This is a genomic window from Nocardia albiluteola, assembly GCF_018860155.1.
Lineage (GTDB): Bacteria > Actinomycetota > Actinomycetes > Mycobacteriales > Mycobacteriaceae > Nocardia > Nocardia albiluteola.
Genome location: NZ_JAHKNI010000022.1, coordinates 76,995 through 95,919 on the forward strand (window position 1 = coordinate 76,995; position 18,925 = coordinate 95,919).

General features: G+C 69.1%; 17 protein-coding genes. 9 read left to right on the forward strand and 8 right to left on the reverse strand.

All coding sequences use genetic code 11. The features are described 5' to 3' along the window. The first annotated feature begins 98 nt into the window (after window positions 1–98). The 3 genes from KO481_RS39085 to KO481_RS39095 all read left to right on the forward strand — a co-directional run bounded on the left by KO481_RS39085 (window position 99) and on the right by KO481_RS39095 (window position 4,267). Window positions 99–1,436: a purine-cytosine permease family protein gene (locus tag KO481_RS39085; RefSeq protein WP_215923595.1), complete on the forward strand. Its 1,338-nt coding sequence runs from the start codon at window positions 99–101 to the stop codon at window positions 1,434–1,436. Between the two features lie 42 nt (window positions 1,437–1,478). After that, window positions 1,479–2,642, forward strand: a complete 1,164-nt coding sequence (locus KO481_RS39090; RefSeq protein WP_215923596.1) for a phosphotransferase enzyme family protein — start codon at window positions 1,479–1,481, stop codon at window positions 2,640–2,642. Window positions 2,643–2,854: 212 nt separating this feature from the next. After that, the gene (locus KO481_RS39095) at window positions 2,855–4,267 is read left to right on the forward strand and encodes an APC family permease (RefSeq protein WP_215923640.1); all 1,413 of its coding nucleotides are present in this window, start codon (window positions 2,855–2,857) and stop codon (window positions 4,265–4,267) included. A 27-nt stretch (window positions 4,268–4,294) separates the two neighbouring features. Here KO481_RS39095 and KO481_RS39100 read toward each other — a convergent pair whose 3' ends face one another. Continuing rightward, on the reverse strand, window positions 4,295–4,849 hold the full coding sequence (locus KO481_RS39100; protein WP_215923597.1) for a hypothetical protein: 555 nt from the start codon (window positions 4,847–4,849) through the stop codon (window positions 4,295–4,297). Between the two features lie 109 nt (window positions 4,850–4,958). Then, window positions 4,959–6,200: a PucR family transcriptional regulator gene (locus KO481_RS39105; protein WP_215923598.1), complete on the reverse strand. Its 1,242-nt coding sequence runs from the start codon at window positions 6,198–6,200 to the stop codon at window positions 4,959–4,961. A 248-nt stretch (window positions 6,201–6,448) separates the two neighbouring features. Between KO481_RS39105 and KO481_RS39110 the strand changes: the two genes are divergently transcribed. The 3 genes from KO481_RS39110 to KO481_RS39120 are packed head-to-tail and all read left to right on the forward strand — an operon-like array spanning window position 6,449 to window position 9,013. Continuing rightward, complete coding sequence (locus tag KO481_RS39110) at window positions 6,449–7,585, forward strand: esterase/lipase family protein (RefSeq protein WP_215923599.1); 1,137 nt, start codon at window positions 6,449–6,451, stop codon at window positions 7,583–7,585. Continuing rightward, entirely contained in the window at window positions 7,582–7,743 is a 162-nt protein-coding gene (locus KO481_RS39115; protein ID WP_215923600.1) for a hypothetical protein, read from the forward strand. Before KO481_RS39110 ends, KO481_RS39115 begins: the two co-directional genes overlap by 4 nt. A 46-nt stretch (window positions 7,744–7,789) precedes the next feature. Next, on the forward strand, window positions 7,790–9,013 hold the full coding sequence (locus tag KO481_RS39120; protein WP_215923601.1) for a lipase family protein: 1,224 nt from the start codon (window positions 7,790–7,792) through the stop codon (window positions 9,011–9,013). Between the two features lie 83 nt (window positions 9,014–9,096). Here KO481_RS39120 and KO481_RS39125 read toward each other — a convergent pair whose 3' ends face one another. After that, on the reverse strand, window positions 9,097–9,534 hold the full coding sequence (locus KO481_RS39125) for a winged helix-turn-helix transcriptional regulator (RefSeq protein ID WP_215923602.1): 438 nt from the start codon (window positions 9,532–9,534) through the stop codon (window positions 9,097–9,099). 66 nt (window positions 9,535–9,600) lie between these two features. On the opposite strand from KO481_RS39125, the gene KO481_RS39130 reads away from it, so the two are divergent. Further along, complete coding sequence (locus tag KO481_RS39130) at window positions 9,601–10,521, forward strand: NADP-dependent oxidoreductase (protein ID WP_215923603.1); 921 nt, start codon at window positions 9,601–9,603, stop codon at window positions 10,519–10,521. 68 nt (window positions 10,522–10,589) lie between these two features. On the opposite strand, the gene KO481_RS39135 is transcribed toward KO481_RS39130, so the two are convergent. The 3 genes from KO481_RS39135 to KO481_RS39145 form a co-directional block, all read right to left on the reverse strand. After that, window positions 10,590–11,213, reverse strand: a complete 624-nt coding sequence (locus KO481_RS39135) for a TMEM175 family protein (protein WP_215923604.1) — start codon at window positions 11,211–11,213, stop codon at window positions 10,590–10,592. A 32-nt stretch (window positions 11,214–11,245) separates the two neighbouring features. Then, complete coding sequence (locus KO481_RS39140; RefSeq protein WP_215923605.1) at window positions 11,246–12,790, reverse strand: GlnX family signal transduction membrane protein; 1,545 nt, start codon at window positions 12,788–12,790, stop codon at window positions 11,246–11,248. Between the two features lie 177 nt (window positions 12,791–12,967). After that, window positions 12,968–15,295, reverse strand: coding sequence for a serine/threonine-protein kinase (locus tag KO481_RS39145; protein WP_215923606.1), 2,328 nt, complete (start codon window positions 15,293–15,295; stop codon window positions 12,968–12,970). 313 nt (window positions 15,296–15,608) lie between these two features. Between KO481_RS39145 and KO481_RS39150 the strand changes: the two genes are divergently transcribed. After that, complete coding sequence (locus tag KO481_RS39150; protein WP_215923641.1) at window positions 15,609–15,896, forward strand: hypothetical protein; 288 nt, start codon at window positions 15,609–15,611, stop codon at window positions 15,894–15,896. A gap of 49 nt (window positions 15,897–15,945) precedes the next feature. On the opposite strand, the gene KO481_RS39155 is transcribed toward KO481_RS39150, so the two are convergent. Both KO481_RS39155 and KO481_RS44560 read right to left on the reverse strand, forming a co-directional pair. Next, on the reverse strand, window positions 15,946–16,572 hold the full coding sequence (locus KO481_RS39155) for a DUF305 domain-containing protein (protein WP_215923607.1): 627 nt from the start codon (window positions 16,570–16,572) through the stop codon (window positions 15,946–15,948). An 82-nt stretch (window positions 16,573–16,654) separates the two neighbouring features. Continuing rightward, window positions 16,655–17,353, reverse strand: coding sequence for a DUF6153 family protein (locus KO481_RS44560; protein WP_215923608.1), 699 nt, complete (start codon window positions 17,351–17,353; stop codon window positions 16,655–16,657). Window positions 17,354–17,463: 110 nt separating this feature from the next. Between KO481_RS44560 and KO481_RS39165 the strand changes: the two genes are divergently transcribed. Further along, the gene (locus tag KO481_RS39165; protein WP_308166953.1) at window positions 17,464–18,918 is read left to right on the forward strand and encodes an MFS transporter; all 1,455 of its coding nucleotides are present in this window, start codon (window positions 17,464–17,466) and stop codon (window positions 18,916–18,918) included. Window positions 18,919–18,925: the final 7 nt, after the last annotated feature.

An 18,925-nucleotide genomic window follows, 5' to 3' on the forward strand; every position in this document is an offset into this window, starting at 1 on the left:
GCCGGTCACCGCAGGGTCGACCACGACAGGCGTCGGGGGTGAATCGGCGGATCAGGACATTTGCGGCTTTCGAGACGCCCCGTAGCATCGGATCCGCTATGACGACAACCCGACCGATACGCGCCGATGAAGCGCCCCTGGTGCTGACCACCGATCCGCCGCGCAGCCTGTCCCTCGCCGATCAGACCGCGTTCTGGGCCAACCTGGGTGTGAGCCTCATCGGCTTCACCGGCGCGATCTTCGTGCTGCAACCGGCGGGGCATCCGCAGCTGCCACTGGTCGGAGCGCTGCTGGCGACGATCCTGGGCACCGTGCTCGGCACGGCCATGGTGGCCGCGGCGGGCGCGGTCGGGGCGCGCACGGGCGCCCCGGCGATGGCCAACTTCCGCGGACTGTTCGGCACCAGGCTGTCGTACCTGCCGACGGTGGCCAATATCGTGCAGTGCATCGGCTGGGGCGTCTACGAGCTGACGGTGATCGCGGGCGGTGTGCTGGCCCTGACCCACGGCCATGCCCCACACGCGCCGGTGATCATCGCGGCGGGCGTGCTGTGCACCGCGATGTCGATCTGGCCGCTGCGGGTGCTGCACATCCTGCGCCGGTATGTGACCGTGGCCGTGGCGATTTCGATGCTGTACTTCACGGTGCAACTGCTGCGCCATCCGCTGCCGCACGTGCCCGGGACCTCGTGGAGCGGATTCTTTCCGGGCGTGGACACCGCGCTGGCGGTGGCGGTGTCGTTCGTGCCGCTGGCCGCGGACTACACCCGGCACGCCCGGTCGGCGCGCGCGGCGTCGGGCGCCGCGATGGTCGGCTATTCGGTCGCCCAGACCTGGTGTTATCTGCTGGGTGTCATCGCGCTGATCCAGGTCGGCGGGAATCCGGACAAGATCTTCGACACCTTCCTGGGTGTCGCGGCGGGCTGGGTGTTCTTCGCGGTGCTGGTGCTGCGCGAATCGGATCAATCCTTCGCGAACGTCTACTCGACGGCGATGTCGCTGCAGAATCTGCTGCCGCGGGTGGACCGGCGCATCCTCGCGGGTGCGGTCGGCGCGCTGGCGACGGTGCTGGCGCTGGGCGTCCACGATTTCACCGGGTTCTCGAATTTCCTGCTGCTGATCGGCTCGGTCTTCGTGCCGCTGTGCGCGGTGCTCGTGGTCGACTACTTCCTGGGGCGCGGCCGGCAGGGCTGGGACCTGGACGAACGGGCCCCGGCCCGGCCGCTGATGCTGCTGCCGTGGGCGCTGGGCTTCGCGGTCTATCAGCTGCTCAACCCCGGATCGGTCGGCTGGTGGGCGCGCCTGTGGGGGCACGCCCAGGATGCGCTGCACGTGCATCCGGGCTGGTGGTCCTCGGCGTCGCTGTTCTCGTTCGTGGTCGCCGGTGTGGCGACCGGTGTGCTGGTGCTCGTCGAGCGTCGGCCCGCGCGTGAGTGAAAGCGGCCGTGAGCCTGCTCCGCCGGGATCGGCCGGGCATCCGTGACCGCGCGCGACCGGGCCGATGCGGGCCTGGTGTTCGGGATGGGGGAGGCCCGGATGGCCGCGCCCGACTGGCCGCCGTTGACGCTCGACGAGATCAATAGTGTTCTGGCCGACTGTGATTCGGCGTCGGGAGGTCTCGCTGCTGAGATCGAGTGGCGCAGTCCTCGGCCTTTGTCGTCGACCGTGCGGGTGCGCCTGGACGACGGTGCACGGCTGGTGGTGAAGCGGTTGCCGGTGGCACTGCGCGATGCCGTTGCGCTCGCCGAGGAGCACGCATTCATGAATCACCTTCGGGCACGCGGGATTCCGATTCCCGAGGTGTGGTCGCGCACGCACGGGGAATTCAGCTACGAATTCCAGGCACCGGGGTCGGGCGACGACGCGTATCGCGGCGATTTCTCGTGGTCGCCGTATCGTTCCACGGGGCACGCTGCCGCAGCCGGTGCCATGCTCGCTCGAATACATTGTGCGGCACGTGGTTTCGATGCGCCCTCCCGGCCGCCGCGGCCCTTGCTGTCGGCGCAGTGCACGGATCTCGTCACGGATGTCGAGCGGCATGCGGCCGCTCGCCCAGCGCTGGGGGCGTTTCTCTCCGAACGGGATTGGCAGGCGGAACTCGGGCCGGGGGTACCGCCCGCGGTCGACCTCGCCGGTCTGGAACCACTCTGGACACATAACGACTGGCATGCCACAAACCTGCTGTGGCGCAGCGATAGCGCCAGGGGAAGCGCCGGTGGCGGAGAGCTCGCGGCAGACAGTGCCGACGCGATCACGGCGGTGTTCGATTTCGGATTGGCCAATCGCACGACCGCCGTCTTCGACCTGGCGGTCGCGATCGAGCGGTTCGCCGTCGACTGGATCGGACTGCGCGATACCGGTGTGGCCCGGATCCACACCGATCAGCTGGCCGCCTTCCTGCGCGGATACGCCGAGATCCGCCCGCTCGCCCTCCGCGAACGCGCCATCCTGCCGGAGATCTTCCCGCTGGCGCATGTGCACTACCAGCTCTCCGAGATCGACTACTTCCTGTCGGTGCTGCCGCGTCCCAGTGCTGGCAATGCCGACATCGCCTATCGCCACTACTTTCTGGGACATTTGCGATGGGCGGAGTCGGAGCGCGGAAGGGAGTTTCTCGATCTGCTCCGTCACATACCATGCTGAACCGGCATTGTCTGAGCAACCCGGAGATCTGGGTCACAGATCGCGGCTGCTAGATTCTTCCGGCACGTTCACGCAGTTCGTGGCGTCGATAGATCGCGCCACAGATCAAGGAGAGACGGTTGGCTACCCCGGAGCCAGGTCAGCGGGAAACCGGCAATTCATCGGCTAGCCGGCGCAACGCGTTGTTCGCGACCAAGTCGGTCGAACAGTCCATGCGCGACACCGACGAGCCGGATTCCAAGCTTCGCAAGGACCTGACGGCCTGGGATCTGACCGTCTTCGGCGTCGCCGTGGTGGTCGGCGCGGGCATCTTCACCCTCACCGCGCAGACCGCGGGCACCGTGGCGGGGCCCTCGGTCTCGCTGGCCTTCGTCTTCGCCGCGATCGCCTGCGGGCTGACCGCCCTGTGCTACGCCGAGTTCGCCTCGACGGTTCCGGTGGCGGGCAGCGCCTACACCTTCTCCTATGCCACGTTCGGCGAGCTGGCCGCGTGGATCATCGGCTGGGACCTGATCCTGGAACTGGCCCTGGCCGTCTCGGTGGTCGCCAAGGGCTGGTCGCAGTATCTGGGCAACGTGATGGGCTCGCACTCGCCGGTCGTGCACCTCGGGTCGGTGTCCTTCGACTGGGGTGCGGTGCTGCTGATCGCGGTGCTCACCGTGCTGCTGGCCCTCGGCACCAAGGTGTCCTCGCGGGTGTCGGCCGTGGCCGTCGCGATCAAGCTCGCCGTGATCGCCGTGGTGGTGGTCGTCGGCCTGGGCTATTTCAAGACCTCGAATCTGAAGCCTTTCATCCCGCCCGCGCAGCACACCACCGGCGGTTCGGGCGTGCATCAGACGCTGTTCTCCTGGCTGACCGGCGCGGGCAACAGCAACTTCGGCTGGTACGGGCTGCTGGCCGCGGCAAGCCTGGTGTTCTTCGCGTTCATCGGCTTCGACGTCGTCGCGACCGCCGCGGAGGAGACCAAGAATCCGCAGCGCAACGTGCCGCGCGGCATCCTGGGCTCGCTCGCGATCGTCACCGTGCTGTATGTGGTGGTCTCGCTGGTGCTCACCGGCATGGTGCCCTACACCGACCTGGCCGGTAAGAACGCGACGCTGGCCACCGCGTTCGCGGTGCACGGGGTGACCTGGGCCAAGAACCTCATCTCCGTCGGCGCGCTGGCCGGCCTGACCACCGTGGTGATGGTGTTGTTCCTGGGCCAGACCCGGGTGCTGTACGCGATGGCGCGCGACGGACTGCTGCCGCGCAGGCTCGCGCACACCGGATCCAAGGGCACCCCGGTGCGGATCACCCTGATCGTCGGCGTGGTGTGTTCGGTGCTCGCGGGTTTCGTGCAGTTCGGCACCCTGGAGGAGATGGTCAACATCGGCACGCTGTTCGCCTTCGTGCTGGTGTCCCTCGGTGTGCTGATCCTGCGTCGCACCCGCCCGGATCTGCAGCGCGGCTTCCGTGTCCCGCTGGTCCCGCTCATCCCGATCCTCGCGGTGATCGCGTGCGCCTGGCTGATGCTGAACCTCTCGGTGGAGACCTGGCTGCGCTTCCTGATCTGGATGGTCGTCGGCTTTGCGCTGTACTTCACCTACGGTGTCCGGCATTCGCTGTTGCGCAAGAGTTCTCGATAGCGCGGGAGTTCTCGATAGCCTGGATGGTTATTCGGCCGGCGTTCGGATGATGCCGCGCTGCGGGACGGTTTCGGCCTCCGCATGCGCGGCGCGGGCCAGGGCGCGGGCGCGGTCGAGCTGGCCCAGCACGGACTCCCATCCTGCGTGCGCCGCGTCGGGGCGGGCGCTGTGCAAGGTCTCGCGATGGATGCGCAGCAGGGTGCGCGAGGCCTCGGCGGTATACGCCGCCGCGGCCAGCTGCGGCGGTACCGAATCGAGGCTGCCGTAGAGCTCGGCGATGCGGTCGGTCAGCCAGTAGGCCTCGAAATGTGCCTGGCCGTATTCGTCCTCGCCGCGCACCGCGACGCCGCTGGGACCCGCGGCCCGCGCGCGATTCTCGAGGCTGGCGACATCCGGCGCGTTGGCGAGCGACTGCCGCAGCTGCGCGCCGACCACCCGGTAGAGCAGGCCCGCCAGCATGGCCTGCTCGATCCCGGCGGTGTCGTCGCCGGCCGTCGTCCGGCCCCACACCTGCTCGGCGACGGCGTCGACATCGGTGCACAGGATCGCCAGCGCCGCCCTGAGCTGTCCGTTCGTAGCCATCGTGAAACCCGCTTCCCTGCCGTCGACCAGACACCCCGTGGGCCGGGGTGATCGGGACGGACCCCCGCCCCTGTCGATCGGAAAGGCTACCTTTTGGCAAACCGTTTGACTATACGGGCCTACCTGCTGTTTTCGGGTCGGTGTCCGAAATGTGCTGAATGGTATGGCTACTTCGGTGCACAATGAGGGCGGCGGCCAGCAGCCGCGAGCCGTCGGGTTCGCCCGGGTCGGTTCCGGTCAGCTCCGCGATCCGGCGCAGCCGGTAGCTGAAGGTGTTGGGGTGGACGTGCATTTCGGCGGCGGCCGCCTTGCGGTCCGAGCCGTGCCGCAGGTGCGCGTCCAGGGTCTCGAGCAGGTGCGGGCTGCGCAGCAGCGGGGCGATGCGCCCGGCCAGCCGCTCGCGCGCCGGTCCCGGGCGGGTGAGCTGGTACTCCAGCAGCAGATCGTCCAGGCGGTAGGCGCCGGTAGGGCGGTTCAGCAACCGGGCCAGCTCGGCGAGTTCGGCGGCCAGGCGCGCGGCGTCGGGCACGGATTCGCGTGGCGCCGAGGGAATCTCGGCCAGAATCACGCTCGTGCCGAACTGATCGGCGAGTTCGGTTGCCAGCCAGCCGGATTCGTCGGTGCCGGGCTCGGAATCGGCGGGCAGCAACGCGATTCCGTGCGACCCGTCGAAGGTGTGCAGGACCGCCGTGCCCGCCAGCTGATCGACGCTCTGCTGCAGCAGCCGGATGCGCCGCCGGGTGAGCAGCGTGGCCACCGCCGCGCGATGCTCGCCGGGCGGCAGTCCGATCGCCAGCACGGTGTAGCGCCCGGCCAGTGCAATGCCCGCCCGGGCGGCGAGTTCGGTCGCGGGGTGCCCGCGCAGCAGCGCCGCGCACAATGCCCGGCGGGCCTCGCGCTCGGCGTGGTAGATCGACCGCTCGACCTCGGCATACGACTCGACAGTGATCGTATTGATGTGCATGAGCAGCTCCAGCATGCGATCGCCGAAGTCGACGAGCTGATCGAGGTCCTCCGGATCGCTCAGCGCCACCGCCTCGCTCAGCACCTGCCGCGCCGAGGCGTGCACCGCCTCTACGAGCAGCCGCAGCGGAAGCCGGTCCTGCGCATGGCGTTCCACCGCCGGAACGATGAACTCCGCCACCTCCTCGTGGGTGAACGCGCGGCCCTGATCCACCGCATGCAGGAACGCGTGCGCGCAGCCGTGAATGACCGGGAGCACCTCGAGGAAATGCCCGTCGGGCAGGTCCGCGGCCGGCGGGGTCGAACCCAGCCCGGAGGCCAGGATGCGCTCGGCGATCTGTGGCAGGCGATCGAGCATGCGCACGGCGAGGGTGGGTGGCGGGGGCATGGGCCGATTGTTACCGGCGACAGTGCAGGCGGCAAGGGGAGCGCTCAGGGCGCCTGAACTTTGTTCCGCACGACAATGTCACCGCGGATACCTGCTCGCCCGAGTGCAGTGACACCGGCCGTTCCCCCGGATTAGCGTCGATTCGGGTCGATTCGGCGGGAATCGCGGTGTGGCACCGGAATTGGCGGTTCATTCACTGCGGCAACGAATTTTGTGTACGGAGCGGCCGGGGTCGACGAAAGGTTGCAATGACGCACACAATGGGGCGCAGGGTATTCGGCGCGGCCGTGCTGGCCTGTGCCGCCGCACTGGGAATCACCGCGGGCGCGGGGGCCGGATACGCCGCGCCGCCGCCCCCGCCCACCGAACAGCAGTTCGCCGACTACCTGGCCGCGGGAACGCATGCGGACGCGGGGCGGCGGATTCGGCCGATCGTGGACACCGGTAGCGCGGGCCCGAGGCCCAGCTGGGCCTCGGACACGCTCGGCGCCGGCCCCGAAATGTCCTCCTACCTGGCCGCATTCGCCTACAGCCTGAGTCATCCCGACGCGGCGCCGCCGGGAGCGAACAACTGGGGATGCACGCCGGGCGCCGCACATCCGGATCCGATCGTGCTGGTGCACGGCACCTGGCTCGATGCCTACGACAGCTTCTCGGCCATGTCGCCGAGGCTGGCCCGCGCCGGATTCTGTGTCTTCGCCTTCAACTACGGGCGAAGCGGACTGCTGGACGGCGGTGGTGTCGCCTCGGTGCTGCCCGGGCGTTACGGGGTCGGCCCCATCGAGAATTCCGCGCGCCAGCTCGGTGATTTCGTCGACCGGGTGCGCGCGGCGACCCACGCCGATCGGGTCGACATCGTCGCGCATTCGCAGGGCGCGCCGGTCACCGATCAATATCTGAAATTCGACGGCGGTACAGGCAGGGTGGCGCGGGTGATCAGCCTCGGCGGCACCCATCACGGCACCACTCTGCTGGGCATGGCGACGCTGGGACGGCTGCTGGATCGGCTCGGCGTGCCCATCTTCGGCTTCTACCGCCCGATCATCGGCCCGGCGAATGTGGAGCAGGCGGTCGGCTCGGACTTCCTGACCAGGCTCGGGGCGGGCGGCGACACCGTTGCGGGGGTCGCCTACACGGTCGTGGAATCGCGCTACGACGAGGTGATGAACCCGGTCGCCCTGGGCTACCTGCGCGCGGGCCCCGGCGCGACCGTGGACGACATCACGCTGCAGGACGGGTGCGGGCAGGATCTGTCCGACCATCTCACGATGATGTATTCGCCTCGCGCACTGTCGATCGTGCTGCACGCACTGGATCCGATAGGGCATCCCGCGCTGGTGTGCACATTCAATCCGTGGTTGGTCGGCGGCGGAGGTGGGTTGTGAGAAGCAACGAATACCGCGGCAGCACTTGGTTTTCCGTCAACTCGATGTGCTCGGACCGGGGCGGGCACTACGGCGACGGCGCATTCCGCCCGGTGACGCGCGTGGACGAGCGGGATCGTGGCGGCGGTGGCCCGTATGCGCTGCGAGGGCGGGTGTGAGTTGTGACGAGACGAACGGTGGTTGCCGGTGAGCGGAGAGACGCGAATGGCCGAGGGAGACAGAGTGCGCGGCGCTCGGCGTGGTGACCGTGTGTGGCCGCTGCGTCCGGACCGGGACCCGTTCTATCGCACGCCCGGTGGGTTCGAGCGGCTCGAGCCCGGCGCGCTGCTGCGCAGTCGTGAGGTGGAGCTGGCGGTGTTCGGTGTTGTCCCACTGCGGGTCTCGGCGTGGCAGCTGCTGTACCGCAGCGTGGATCTGCACGGCGCTCCCGAGGTCGCGGTGACCACGGTGCTGCTGCCCCGGGGCGCGAATCGCGCCCGGCCGCGGCCGCTGGTGTCGTATCAGTGCGCGATCGATGCCATCGCACCGCAATGCTTTCCGTCCTATGCGCTGCGCCGCGGTGCCAGGGCGCTGGGGGCCGTGCCGCAGCTGGAGGTGCCGCTGATCATCGCCGCGCTGGCCCGCGGCTGGGCGGTGTCGGTGCCGGATCACGGCGGCCTGGGCGGGCACTTCGGGGTGCCGCGTGAGCCCGGTTATCGCGCGCTGGACGGGATCCGGGCCGCTCTGGGGTTCGGGCCGCTCGGCTTGAATTCGCGGACACCCGTTGCGCTGTGGGGGTATTCGGGCGGTGGGCTGGCCACGGCCTGGGCGGCGGAGCTTGCCGCGGGGTACGCGCCGGAGCTCCGGATCGTCGGCGCCGTGGCCGGGTCTCCGGTGGGCGATCCGGGTGCGGCCTTCGTCCGCCTGAACGGCACCCCGTTCGCCGGATTCGCCATGGTCTTCCTCGCGGGTCTGCGGCGGGCCTATCCGCGGTTGGACGCGATCCTGCTCGCGCATCTGCGCCCGTCGTATCTGGAGCTGCTCGCGAAAGCCGAAGTGACGCCGACCCTTCCGCTGCTCGCCCGGCTGGCCGGGCGCGATGTCGACCGGCACTGCGAACCCGGTCTGGCCGCGCTGCTGGACCTGCCGGACATGCGGGAGGTGATCGCGGACATCCGGCCCGGCGGCCTGGCCCCGGCGATGCCGATGCTGGTGTTGCAGGGCGTGAACGACGAGGTGATCGCCGTCGCCGACGTGGACGAGCTGGTGCGTCGCTACCTACGCGCCGGGGCACGGGTGCGGTACGTGCGGGACCGTCTCAGCACCCATCTTCCCTTGCAGTTCATCGGAATTCGAACGATGGCGGACTGGATCGGCGACCGTTTCGCGGGCATTCCCGCGCCGGAGGGAACTGACACCGTCTGGTCGGTGGTGGCCTCGCGTAGGTAGGCCTCGGACCGAATCCGCGGCGGCTACGTCGATCGCCATGTGGCTACTCGGCTCGCCGCAATGAGTGTCGCTCCGGCGCGCTGCTAGTTGCCGCGGTGTGCGACGGGTGCCGGCGAGCCGGCCTCGCGCGCATCGAATTCGGCACGGGCGGTGAGCATTTCGTCGCGATGGTCGACGGTCCACATGCCCATGGCGTGGGTGATGTTGCCCAGGTCGAGGCCGAGCGCGGTGAGGGAATACTCCACGCGCGGCGGGACGGTCGGGTATACGGTGCGCTGGACCAGGCCCTCGCGCTCGAGGCCGCGCAGCGTCTGGGTGAGCATTTTCTGGGTGATTCCGTCCAGGCGGCGGCGCAGCACGTTGAATCTGACGGGCTCCTCGCTCAGGCGCAGCACGCCGATCACCAGCAGCACCCACTTGTCGGCGAGCAGGCCGAGCAGTTCGCGGGCCGGGCAGCGGTGCAGGTAGCTGTCGACGAGGTCGTTCTCGTCGATCCAGTGCGGGGCGCTGGCGGTATCCATCGGGTACCTCGGTATCTAATTAGTGCCTACTTTCCAATGGTTACCAAGCATCGCAGAATCGCTGTCATGCGAGCAATCAGTCAGAACACATTCGGTGGTCCGGACGTCCTCGAGACCGTGGAGATCCCCCGCCCGCAGCCCGGCCCCGGGGAGGTGCTCGTCCGGGTCGCGGCGACCTCGGTGAATCCGGCCGACTGGAAGATCCGGGCCGGATACCTGCGGGACCGGCTGGGGGAGCCGCCGCTCACGCTCGGGCTCGACGTGGCGGGCACCGTGATCGAACGCGGCGAGGAGGTGACCGGGCTCGAGCGCGGCGACGAGGTCTTCGGCGTCTTCATGAGCCGCTTCGGAGCCTATGCGGAATACGCTGTGGTACCGGCGAATACGCTCGCAATCAGGCCCGCAGGGCTGGATGCCGTGCAGGCCGCGGCCCTGCCGACCGCCGCCCTGACCGCCTGGCAGGCGCTGGCAAATCTGCGTGCCGGGCAGCGGATCCTGATCCACGCGGCCGCCGGTGGCGTCGGCCATGTCGCGGTTCAGATCGCCAAGGCCCGGGGCGCCTCTGTGATCGGCACCGCCCGCGCGGTCAATCACGACTTCCTGCGCTCGCTCGGCGCCGACGAGCTGATCGATTACACCACGGTCGATTTCGCGGAGGTGGTGCGCGAGGTGGACGTCGTACTGGACTTGATCGGCGGCGATTACGGGCAGCGGTCGTTGCGCACGTTGCGCGCGGACGGCGTCTACTTCGACACCCAGGGCTCGGACGCGGAGGGCGATCCGCGGTACGTCCGCGTCTACATGGATCCCAACAGTTCGGACGCCGGCGAGGTCGGAACCCTTGCCGCGCAGGGAAAACTGCGGATCGAGATCGAGCGCGTGATGTCGCTGGCCGACGTCGCCGAGGCGCACAAGCTCAGCGAATCCGGCCGGGTGCGCGGCAAGATCGTGCTCGTGCCGTGGGAGGACGGCGGCCCGTCAGCGTGAGACGGTGAATCCGGATCCGTTCGCGGAGATGGGCCCGGGCGTGTGGTCGCCGTGGACCCTGCTCCCGGCTACGCGGAGGATGAAGACCTGTCCCGAGACGCCGGTGCCAGCGGCAGGTGCTCGAAGGAGTAGTAGAACGAGAGCAGGCCGAACACGATCAGGGCGGCCAGCGGCTCCCACAGCGCCAGCGCGGTGGCCAGGATGTAGACGACCGCGCCGACGCAGAAGCGAAACGTGGCGACGCGCAACGCATGCCGGTCGATTCGTGCCTTGAGGATGCCCGGCCGCAGCACCGCATAGAACCACACGCCGCTGAATCCGGCCGCCATGGCGATCATCACCAGGCCGTAGACGAATGCGCCCGTCGCGGTGTCCCCGCCGTGCAATTCGTGGCTCAGCATCTGGCCGAGCATGTCGGTGGGGAACGGCACCAGCACCACGGCCATGAGCAGCAGCAGATTCAACAGCTGCAGCGGCCGATCGGCCCGCGCCACGTGCCGGAACATGGCGTGGTGGTTCATCCACATGATCCCTACGTTCAGGAAGCTGACCGCGTAGGCGAGCAGGGACGGCCACATGTGCAGCAGTCCCGAGCGCAGATTGCCCTCGGGCGTGTGGAAGTTCAGTACGAGCAGAGTGATGGCGACGGCGAACACCCCATCGCTGAACGCCTCGGTACGGCCAGTATCCATGCGCAAATTCTGGCCCATGATCCCCCGGCGTGTTACCGGTACTCCGCCAGGCGAGGCCGCACGCCCAGGAAGATCGCCACCGTGACGAGGGCGAACAGCACGTAGGGCAGCCAGGTCGCCCAGCCGCTCAGCGCGTCGATGCCCGCGGGGATCGCCGTGTCGAAGGCGTGCTGGTTGATCCCGATCAGGATGTCGAGCTGGGAGTTGAAGGCGTCGAAGTCGCCGTCCGAGGAGCCGGGCTGCGGGTTGGTGTCGAACGAGATCGCCTGCCGCAGGTCGGTGGCCGCGTCCGCGCGCAGGGTGTGGTCGTCCGCCTGGTAGGCCCGGTAAGCGTCCACCGTGGCCTTGGCCGCGTCGCCCTCGCCCGCGAAGGTGATGTTGTGCAGTTCGTCGCCGAACAGGCCGCCGAACGCCGCGCCGTGCCCGCCGTCGACCGCGTCCACGCCGGTTACCAGCGCCGGATAGTACTGCGGCAGTGCGTAATACTGGGTTTGCGTGGGCATGCCCAGCTGCACCAGCCGCTGCGACTTGCTCAGGAACGCGTTCTGATAGTCCTGGGCCCGGGCGGGATCGGCCAGGTACCGGCTCTCGTCGGCGTTGGCGTCGTAGCCGATGGCGCGGGCCTGCTCGAGCGACAGCAGCGAATCGAAGGCGTCCTGTTTGGCCGTCCGCAGCTGACTCTCGGCCTGCGCGGTCGCGATCGCCCCGCCGATCACCATGGCCAGCGCCAGCGCGGTGGCCACCAGCAGTGCCGGGTTGAGCCATCGGCGCATCATCAGCCGCAGCATGATCTGCAGCCCGATCAGCGCCACGAACAACACCAGGGCGAAGATCGCCAGCCACATGCCCGAGACCGCCGCACTGTGCCGGGTCGAGGCGTAGGCGGTCTGCAGCACGGTGCTGTTCTGATCAGTGAGAATCTGTGTCTCCCTGAGCATCCCGGCGTTCATGTCGGTAGCCTGCTGGTACTGGCTCAGGATGTCGGCCGAGGGGTGTCCGGCGGGGTTGTGCCCGGAGCTCTCCAGGAGTTCGATATTCGCGACCAGCGCCTGATACTGGCCGAATTGGTCGAGCAGATTGTTGACGGTGTCCTTGGCGCCGGCGTCGTTACCGGCGATGGCGGTGGCCTGCTGCAGGTCCCGGTCGGCCTGTGTGCGGCGCTGTTCGTAGGTGGTCAGCGCGTAGGTGCGGGTATCGGACAGGGCCGAATCGTCGCCCACCAGAAGCAGATTCGTGGTCTGGGCGTCCATGTCCGCGAGCGCGGAGGCAAGATCCTGGCTCGCGGCGACGCCCGGCGCGGTCTTGTGGCCCAGTGAGTCGATGCCGTTGCGCAGCGCGCTCGCGCCCAGGGCGACGGTCAGGGCCGTGGCGAACGCCGCGATCACCGCCACCACGGCGAGCAGCCGGATCCAGGCCGGGCGGTCCGAACGTTCGGGGAGTCGGTCCCTGGCCGTGGAGAGCACTCCGCGCCGGGCGCTCGGGGCATCGGGGCGGACCTGGGTCGCGGTCGCAGCTCCGCTTCGCTCCGCTGCGACCGTAGGTGCTGTGCCCGTGGTTCCCTCGCTTCGCTCGGTCACAGCTCCGCTTCGCTCCGCTGCGACCGTTGGTGCTGTGCCCGTGGTGCCCTCGCTTCGCTCGGTCACGGTCGCGCTCCTGTCGATGTGCTCGTATTGACCTGTGCTCCACTGGTATCGGGCAGATGCTCGGGGACTGCCTGCATAACGCTTCCCTCGTGGTGATTGCCGGCGCGGGCGTCAGATCCAGCTCAGTGGCCGGATGTCGTTGGCGCGGTTGACCAGATCCCGGCGGCTGCGCTCGTCGGTGGAGAGCCGGGCCAGCGTCCGGTACTGCGATTCCAGGGCACGGCGCAGGGCCCGGTCGTTCAGCGGGCAGTCCAGAATCTGCACGGCGCTCGCGGCTCCGCGCTGCTGCGATGCCAGCGTGCGGGCGGCGTCCAGCACCTGGATTCCGAAGTGCGCCTTGCGCTCCGGATCCAGGTCGAGTTCGCCCAGCCGCTGCCCGGCCACCACCAGATACTGCTCGGTCGCGGCCTGCACCCGGATGCGGACCGCCGCCAGGCGGGCCGGGACGAAATAGCTCGAGGTCTCCGGCACCGACTCCACCGCCGCGATCGCCCCCTCGAAATCGCGCTGCGCCAGCAGGGTTCGCGCCAGCCCGAAGGCGGCGCTGGGATAGCTCTGGTCGGTACCCCACACCAGCCGGTACAGCCGCGCGGCGGCGGCCGCGTCGCCCGCGCACTCGATCGCCGCGGCCAGGGCCAGCTTCGGCGCCGCCTCGCCGGGCAGCAGATCGTAGGACTCGTCGAAATGCGTCCGCGCGGTGCTGAAGTCACCGCTGTTGAGCGCGGCCAGGCCGCGATGCCAGCCGATCCGCCAGTCCGCCGCCTCGGTCTCCTCGAGGCCGTCCAATTCGGCGACGGCGGTGGCGGTGTCGCCCGCCTCCAAGCGGGCCCGCACCAGGGCCAAGCCCACCTCGTAGGTCTGGATCGGGGCGGCGGTCAGCATCGCGACCACCCGGGCCGGGTCACCGCCGCCGGCCGTGGCCAGCCAGCGCGCGGCCGGGTCGGCCGAATCCACCAGCGGCACCGGCAGAGTCCGCGTCACCGCGGCCGGGGCCAGCGGCGCGGGCCAGTTCCGGGGTTCGGCCCCGAATACTCCGCGCTCGGCGCTGAACACTGTGGACAATGCCGGATGGGCCACGCCCTCCTGCGCCGCCACCACCTCGCGCAGCACGCCGGTGAGCTGTTCGGCCATCTCCGTCGCGGAGCCGAAGCGATCGTCCGGATCGGGCGCTGTGGCGCGGCGCAGCAGCCGCTCGAGCGAGGGATGCTGTTGCAGCACAGGCACATCCACCGCCGGCGGAATATCGTGCACGTACCGCTTGCGGTAGTCGAAATTGAAGGTCAGCACCGCCAGGGTGCGCCCGATGGTGTACAGATCGGATTCGATCGAGGCGCCCTCGTCCTCGAGTTCCGGCGCGCAGTAGCCGTCGGTCTTGAAGCCCACGCTGTCGTCGTCGTCCACCCTGCGCACCGCGCCCAGGTCGATCAGCTCCAGCCGTTCCTCGCACTGAATGACGTTGTCCGGCTTGAAGTCGCAGTACAGCAGGCCCAACGAGTGCAGGTACCCTATGGCGGGCAGGATCTCGAGCATGTAGGCCAGACCCTGTGCGGGCGGCAGGGGTTCGAGCTGCCCGGAGCCGTTTCGCTTGGAGCGCAGCTCCTTCAGGGAGGCGCCGCCGACGTACTCCATGACGATGTAGCCGACCAGCTCCCCGGTGCGCGGATCGGGGTGCTGCACGAAGTTGTAGATCTTGACGATGTTCGGATGTTCGACGGTGGCCAGGAACTGCCGCTCGGCCACCGCGGCCGCCATCGCATCGCTGTCGCCGCTGTCCAGCAGGCCCTTGAGCACCACCCAGCGGTCGCTGACATTGCGGTCGCGCGCCAGATAGATCCAGCCCAGGCCACCGTGGGCCAGGCAGCCCAGTACCTCGTACTGCCCCGAGACCAGATCGCCCGGGGACAGCTTGGGCGTGAAGGAGAATCCGGCCCCGCAGTGCGCGCAGAAACCCTCGCTGCGGCCCGCGCGGCCATCGTGCCCGCGGCCGACCTCGTTGCCGCACCGGCTGCAGAACCGGTCGCGCTCGGGTACCTGCGGATCGGTCATGATCGCGGTCGAGGGATCCCGATACGGCACCGGGGCGATCGTGACGAGTCCGGCGCCGAGGTGGCCGCGGCTCGATCGCGAGGTCCGGTTCGAGCGGGAGCGGCTGGATCCGCGCCGGGTCGAGCGGCGCGAGATGCCGGACGAGGCGCCCGCGACGGTGGCGGAGCGGGGGGTGGAGGCTGATCGGGCCGCGGCGTCCTCGGGAGCCAGGCCGCAGACCGTGCAGTAGCCGTCCTCGATGACGCCGGAACAGCCCGGCTGTTCGCACCGCGCGACCGCGGCGGGGGAGGCGCCGGCGCCGGGCGCCACCGGTTGTTCGGGAGCGAGCCCGCAGACGTCGCAATACCCCTCCCGGATCGTGCCCGTGCACTCCGGTTGCTCACACCGCGTCATCGCCGCCCACCCGAAACTGTTCGCTGCTGCCGCCGTGTGGAACTCGTCCCCACCCGGTACCGCTCATGCTGCCAGAGGCCGCCGTAAACAATCCATAAATATTTCGCGAAGGGAATTCCCACCGTCGGAGGGCGTTTCGGCCGTTCCGTTACCGGCCGATCTTGTGTGTCTGCCTGCGCGATGGGGGGCAAATGCGGTTCAATGATCGTGATCGACGAGTTCTTCCTGCTTGCTCCCGCCGTTTGCACAGTTCGCCCGGGCGGGTGGTCACGCCAGCATCACCTCAGCATCCGAGAGGACAACGAACGTGAGCATGGTTCTCGCCGCACATGAGATGTACACGACGGTGCTGGCCCAGGTCGGCAACCCCACCCCGGAGACCCCGCCGGCGGCCGACAAGCTGCTCAAGCTGGTCCGGTACTTCACCTGGTTCGTGCTGCTGTCCGGCGTCACCGCCGTGACCTACGGCGGCGGCCGCTTCGCCTGGGAGAAGTGGAGCGGCGGCAACCTGGAGTCGCCGAAGATGGTGGCGGGCGCGATGATCGGCGGCGGCGTCGCCACCAGTGCGGGCACCATCATGAACGCCGTCATCGGCAGCTGATCCGCTCGAATGGGGTCCCCCGCCGGCCGGGGGACCCCATTCGCATGCGTCAGTGCTGGTTCAACATGCCCTGCATCTGCTGGATCTCGGCCTGCTGCGCGGTGATGATGTTGTGCGCCAACGTCTTTGCGTCGGGATTCACCCCGCCCGCCAGCTCCGTGTTCGACATGGTGACCGCGCCCTGATGGTGCTCGATCATCATCTTCAGCCACATGGTGTCGAAGGCCGTGCCGGTCGACTTCTCGAGCGCGGTCATCTGATCCTGTGACATCACCCCGTCCATGGGGTGATCCATGGTGGCCGTCGGCGCGGGCTTGCCGAAGCTCTTCAGCAGGCCCGCGAACTGCATCATCTCCGGTGACTGCGCCTTCTCGATATTCGCCGCCAGGGTGATCAGCTGCTGATTCTGTGACCGGCTCGGCACCAGCTTCGCCATCTCGACCGCCTGCGCGTGATGTGGGTACATCATGTCGAGGAAGGTGACGTCGGCGGCGTTGAAATCGGTACGGGCCGGCGCCGTCGAGCTCGCGCTCGGCTGGCTCATGCCGGGCATGTCGGCCATCGGCGTCATCGTGCCGCTGCCGGACCCGCCGGAGCTGCTGCTGCAGCCCGCGATGAGCAGTGCGGCGGCGATTCCGGTGCCGGCGAGGGTGATTCGGGTGCGCGAACTGAACATGGTTGTACTCCTTGGTGATTGCGGATTCCGTGTGTGCGGGGACCCGCATCCGCGTGCGTGCACACGCCGATGCGGCGGTCCATCAGATCCGCAGAATCGACAATTCGGCCAGGGAGGGCATCGTCCACGGCGGCGGACGGGCGCGCCTGGACAGCCAGCGGGGAGCGGGGCGCGCGGAATCGGCTGTGCGTCCGGAGATCCGGCCCAGCAGCGCCAGGCCCAGGAGCAGGGTGAGCGCGGTCAGGATGAACACGCAAGCATGCATCTCGGCCATCGTCATCCCGCAGCCGCCGCAGTCGCAACCGTGCGTGGCACCCATTCCCGCCATCGCGCGCATCGGCACAGCCGGGGCTGCGCTCGGCGTCGTCGCGTCCGAATCCGGTATCGCCCGTGGCGCTTTCGCCATCGCCCGGGAGGAGATCGGTGGGGAGGGGTGCGTGCCCGCGAGCGCTGTTGCGGTAACGGGTTGTGCGCGTGACCCGCCCAGTCGGGCGGGGCCGAGAAGCGAGGTACCGGGTTGTGTGTCGGATATCACTCGGGCGGCCACTGCGGACGCCATCGCCGAGCCGGGCCTGCCGGCCATCGGCATCGCGGGATCCTCGGCGGTGGCCGAACCGGCCACGGCCGATGTGGTAATCGACTGTCCCGCAACGTGTCCAGCGTGCATCATGCGCGCGGGTATGAGGGCGACGATGTGCATGACCAGCACGCCCGCGAGCAGTGCCCAAAGACCCAGCGCCCGGACGTATCCGGGTGCGGAGGTCTGGCGCCGATCGATCACGGGGACAGTGTAGCGATCTTTTAATACCCCCTCCAGGTATACCCCGGAATAGCCGCGTCGGCGGCGCGTTGAACTTCCATGTTGAAGTAAATGCGAGCCAGAGGGACTGCGTGAGCACCGCCACAAATAAATCCGCCCCATCCGCGACCGCCGCCGTCGGCTTCCGCTCCGAACGCGGCCCGATCCTGATCTCCCTGATGCTGGCCAGCGCACTGGTGGCCCTGGACTCCACGATCATCGCCACCGCGGTGCTGACCATCACCAAGAGCCTCGGCGGTTTCGCGCAATTCCCCTGGCTGTTCTCGATCTACCTGCTGGCGCAGGCGGTGACGGTCCCGATCTACGGCAAGCTCGCCGACACCTTCGGGCGCAAGCCGGTGATGCTGTTCGGCATCGCGGTGTTCGCGCTCGGCTCGCTGCTGTGCGGGCTGGCGACAAGTATGGTGGCGCTCATCGTCTTTCGGGCGATACAGGGTGTCGGCGCCGGGGCGGTGCAGCCGATGTCGATGACGATCGCGGGCGATATCTACACCCTCGAGGAGCGCGCCAAGACGCAGGGCTACCTGGCGAGTGTGTGGGCGCTGTCGTCGGTGCTGGGGCCGCTGCTGGGCGGCGTCTTCTCCGAGTACCTGAGCTGGCGCTGGATCTTCTTCGTGAACCTGCCGCTGGCCGCGCTGGCGGCCTGGATGCTGCTGCGTAGCTTCCGCGAGACCGCGCCGCGCACCCGCCATCGCATCGACTATCCGGGCGCCGCGCTGCTCACCGTCGGCGTCGGGGCTGTCATCCTCGCCGTGCTCGAGGGCGGGCAGGCGTGGGCGTGGTCCTCGCCGATCAGCGTCGTGCTGTTCGTCGGGGGTGCGGCGGCACTGGTGCTGTTCGCGCTGGTGGAGCGGCGCGCGGAGAATCCGGTGCTGCCGCTGTGGACGTTCAGTCGCAGAATTATCGTGGCCAGCAGCCTGATCTCGGTGCTGGTGGGCGCGATCATGCTCGGCCTGACCTCCTACGTGCCGACCTATGCCCAGGGCGTGCTGGGCGTGGACGCGCTGATCGCGGGCCTGACCGTGGGCGCGCTGACCCTCGGCTGGCCGCTGGCCGCGTGGCAGTCGGGCCGGGTGTACCTGCGGTTCGGCTTCCGGACCTCCGCGCTGCTCGGCGGCGGCCTGGCGACCCTCGGCGCGGCGTCGTTGCTGCTGCTCGGCGCGCACTCGTCGCTGGTCGAGGTGGCCGCGAGCTGTTTCGCGATCGGTATCGGCATGGGCCTGACCGCCAGCCCGACTCTCATCGCCGCGCAGAGCAGCGTCGAGTGGACCGAGCGCGGCGTGGTCACCTCGAACAACATGTTCGCCCGGTCGATCGGCAGCGCGGTGGGCGTCGCGATCTTCGGCGCGCTGGTGAACGCGCGGGTCGGCCACGCCGCCCATCCCGCGCCCGCGGCACTGGCCTCGGCGGTGCACTGGGTGTTCCTGGGCGTGGCCGCGATGGCGCTGGTCATGGCGATCGCGGCCGTCGGCATGCCGAAGGGCCGGGCGACGACCACCCCCGAACCCACCCCGATCACGGATTGACCCAGCC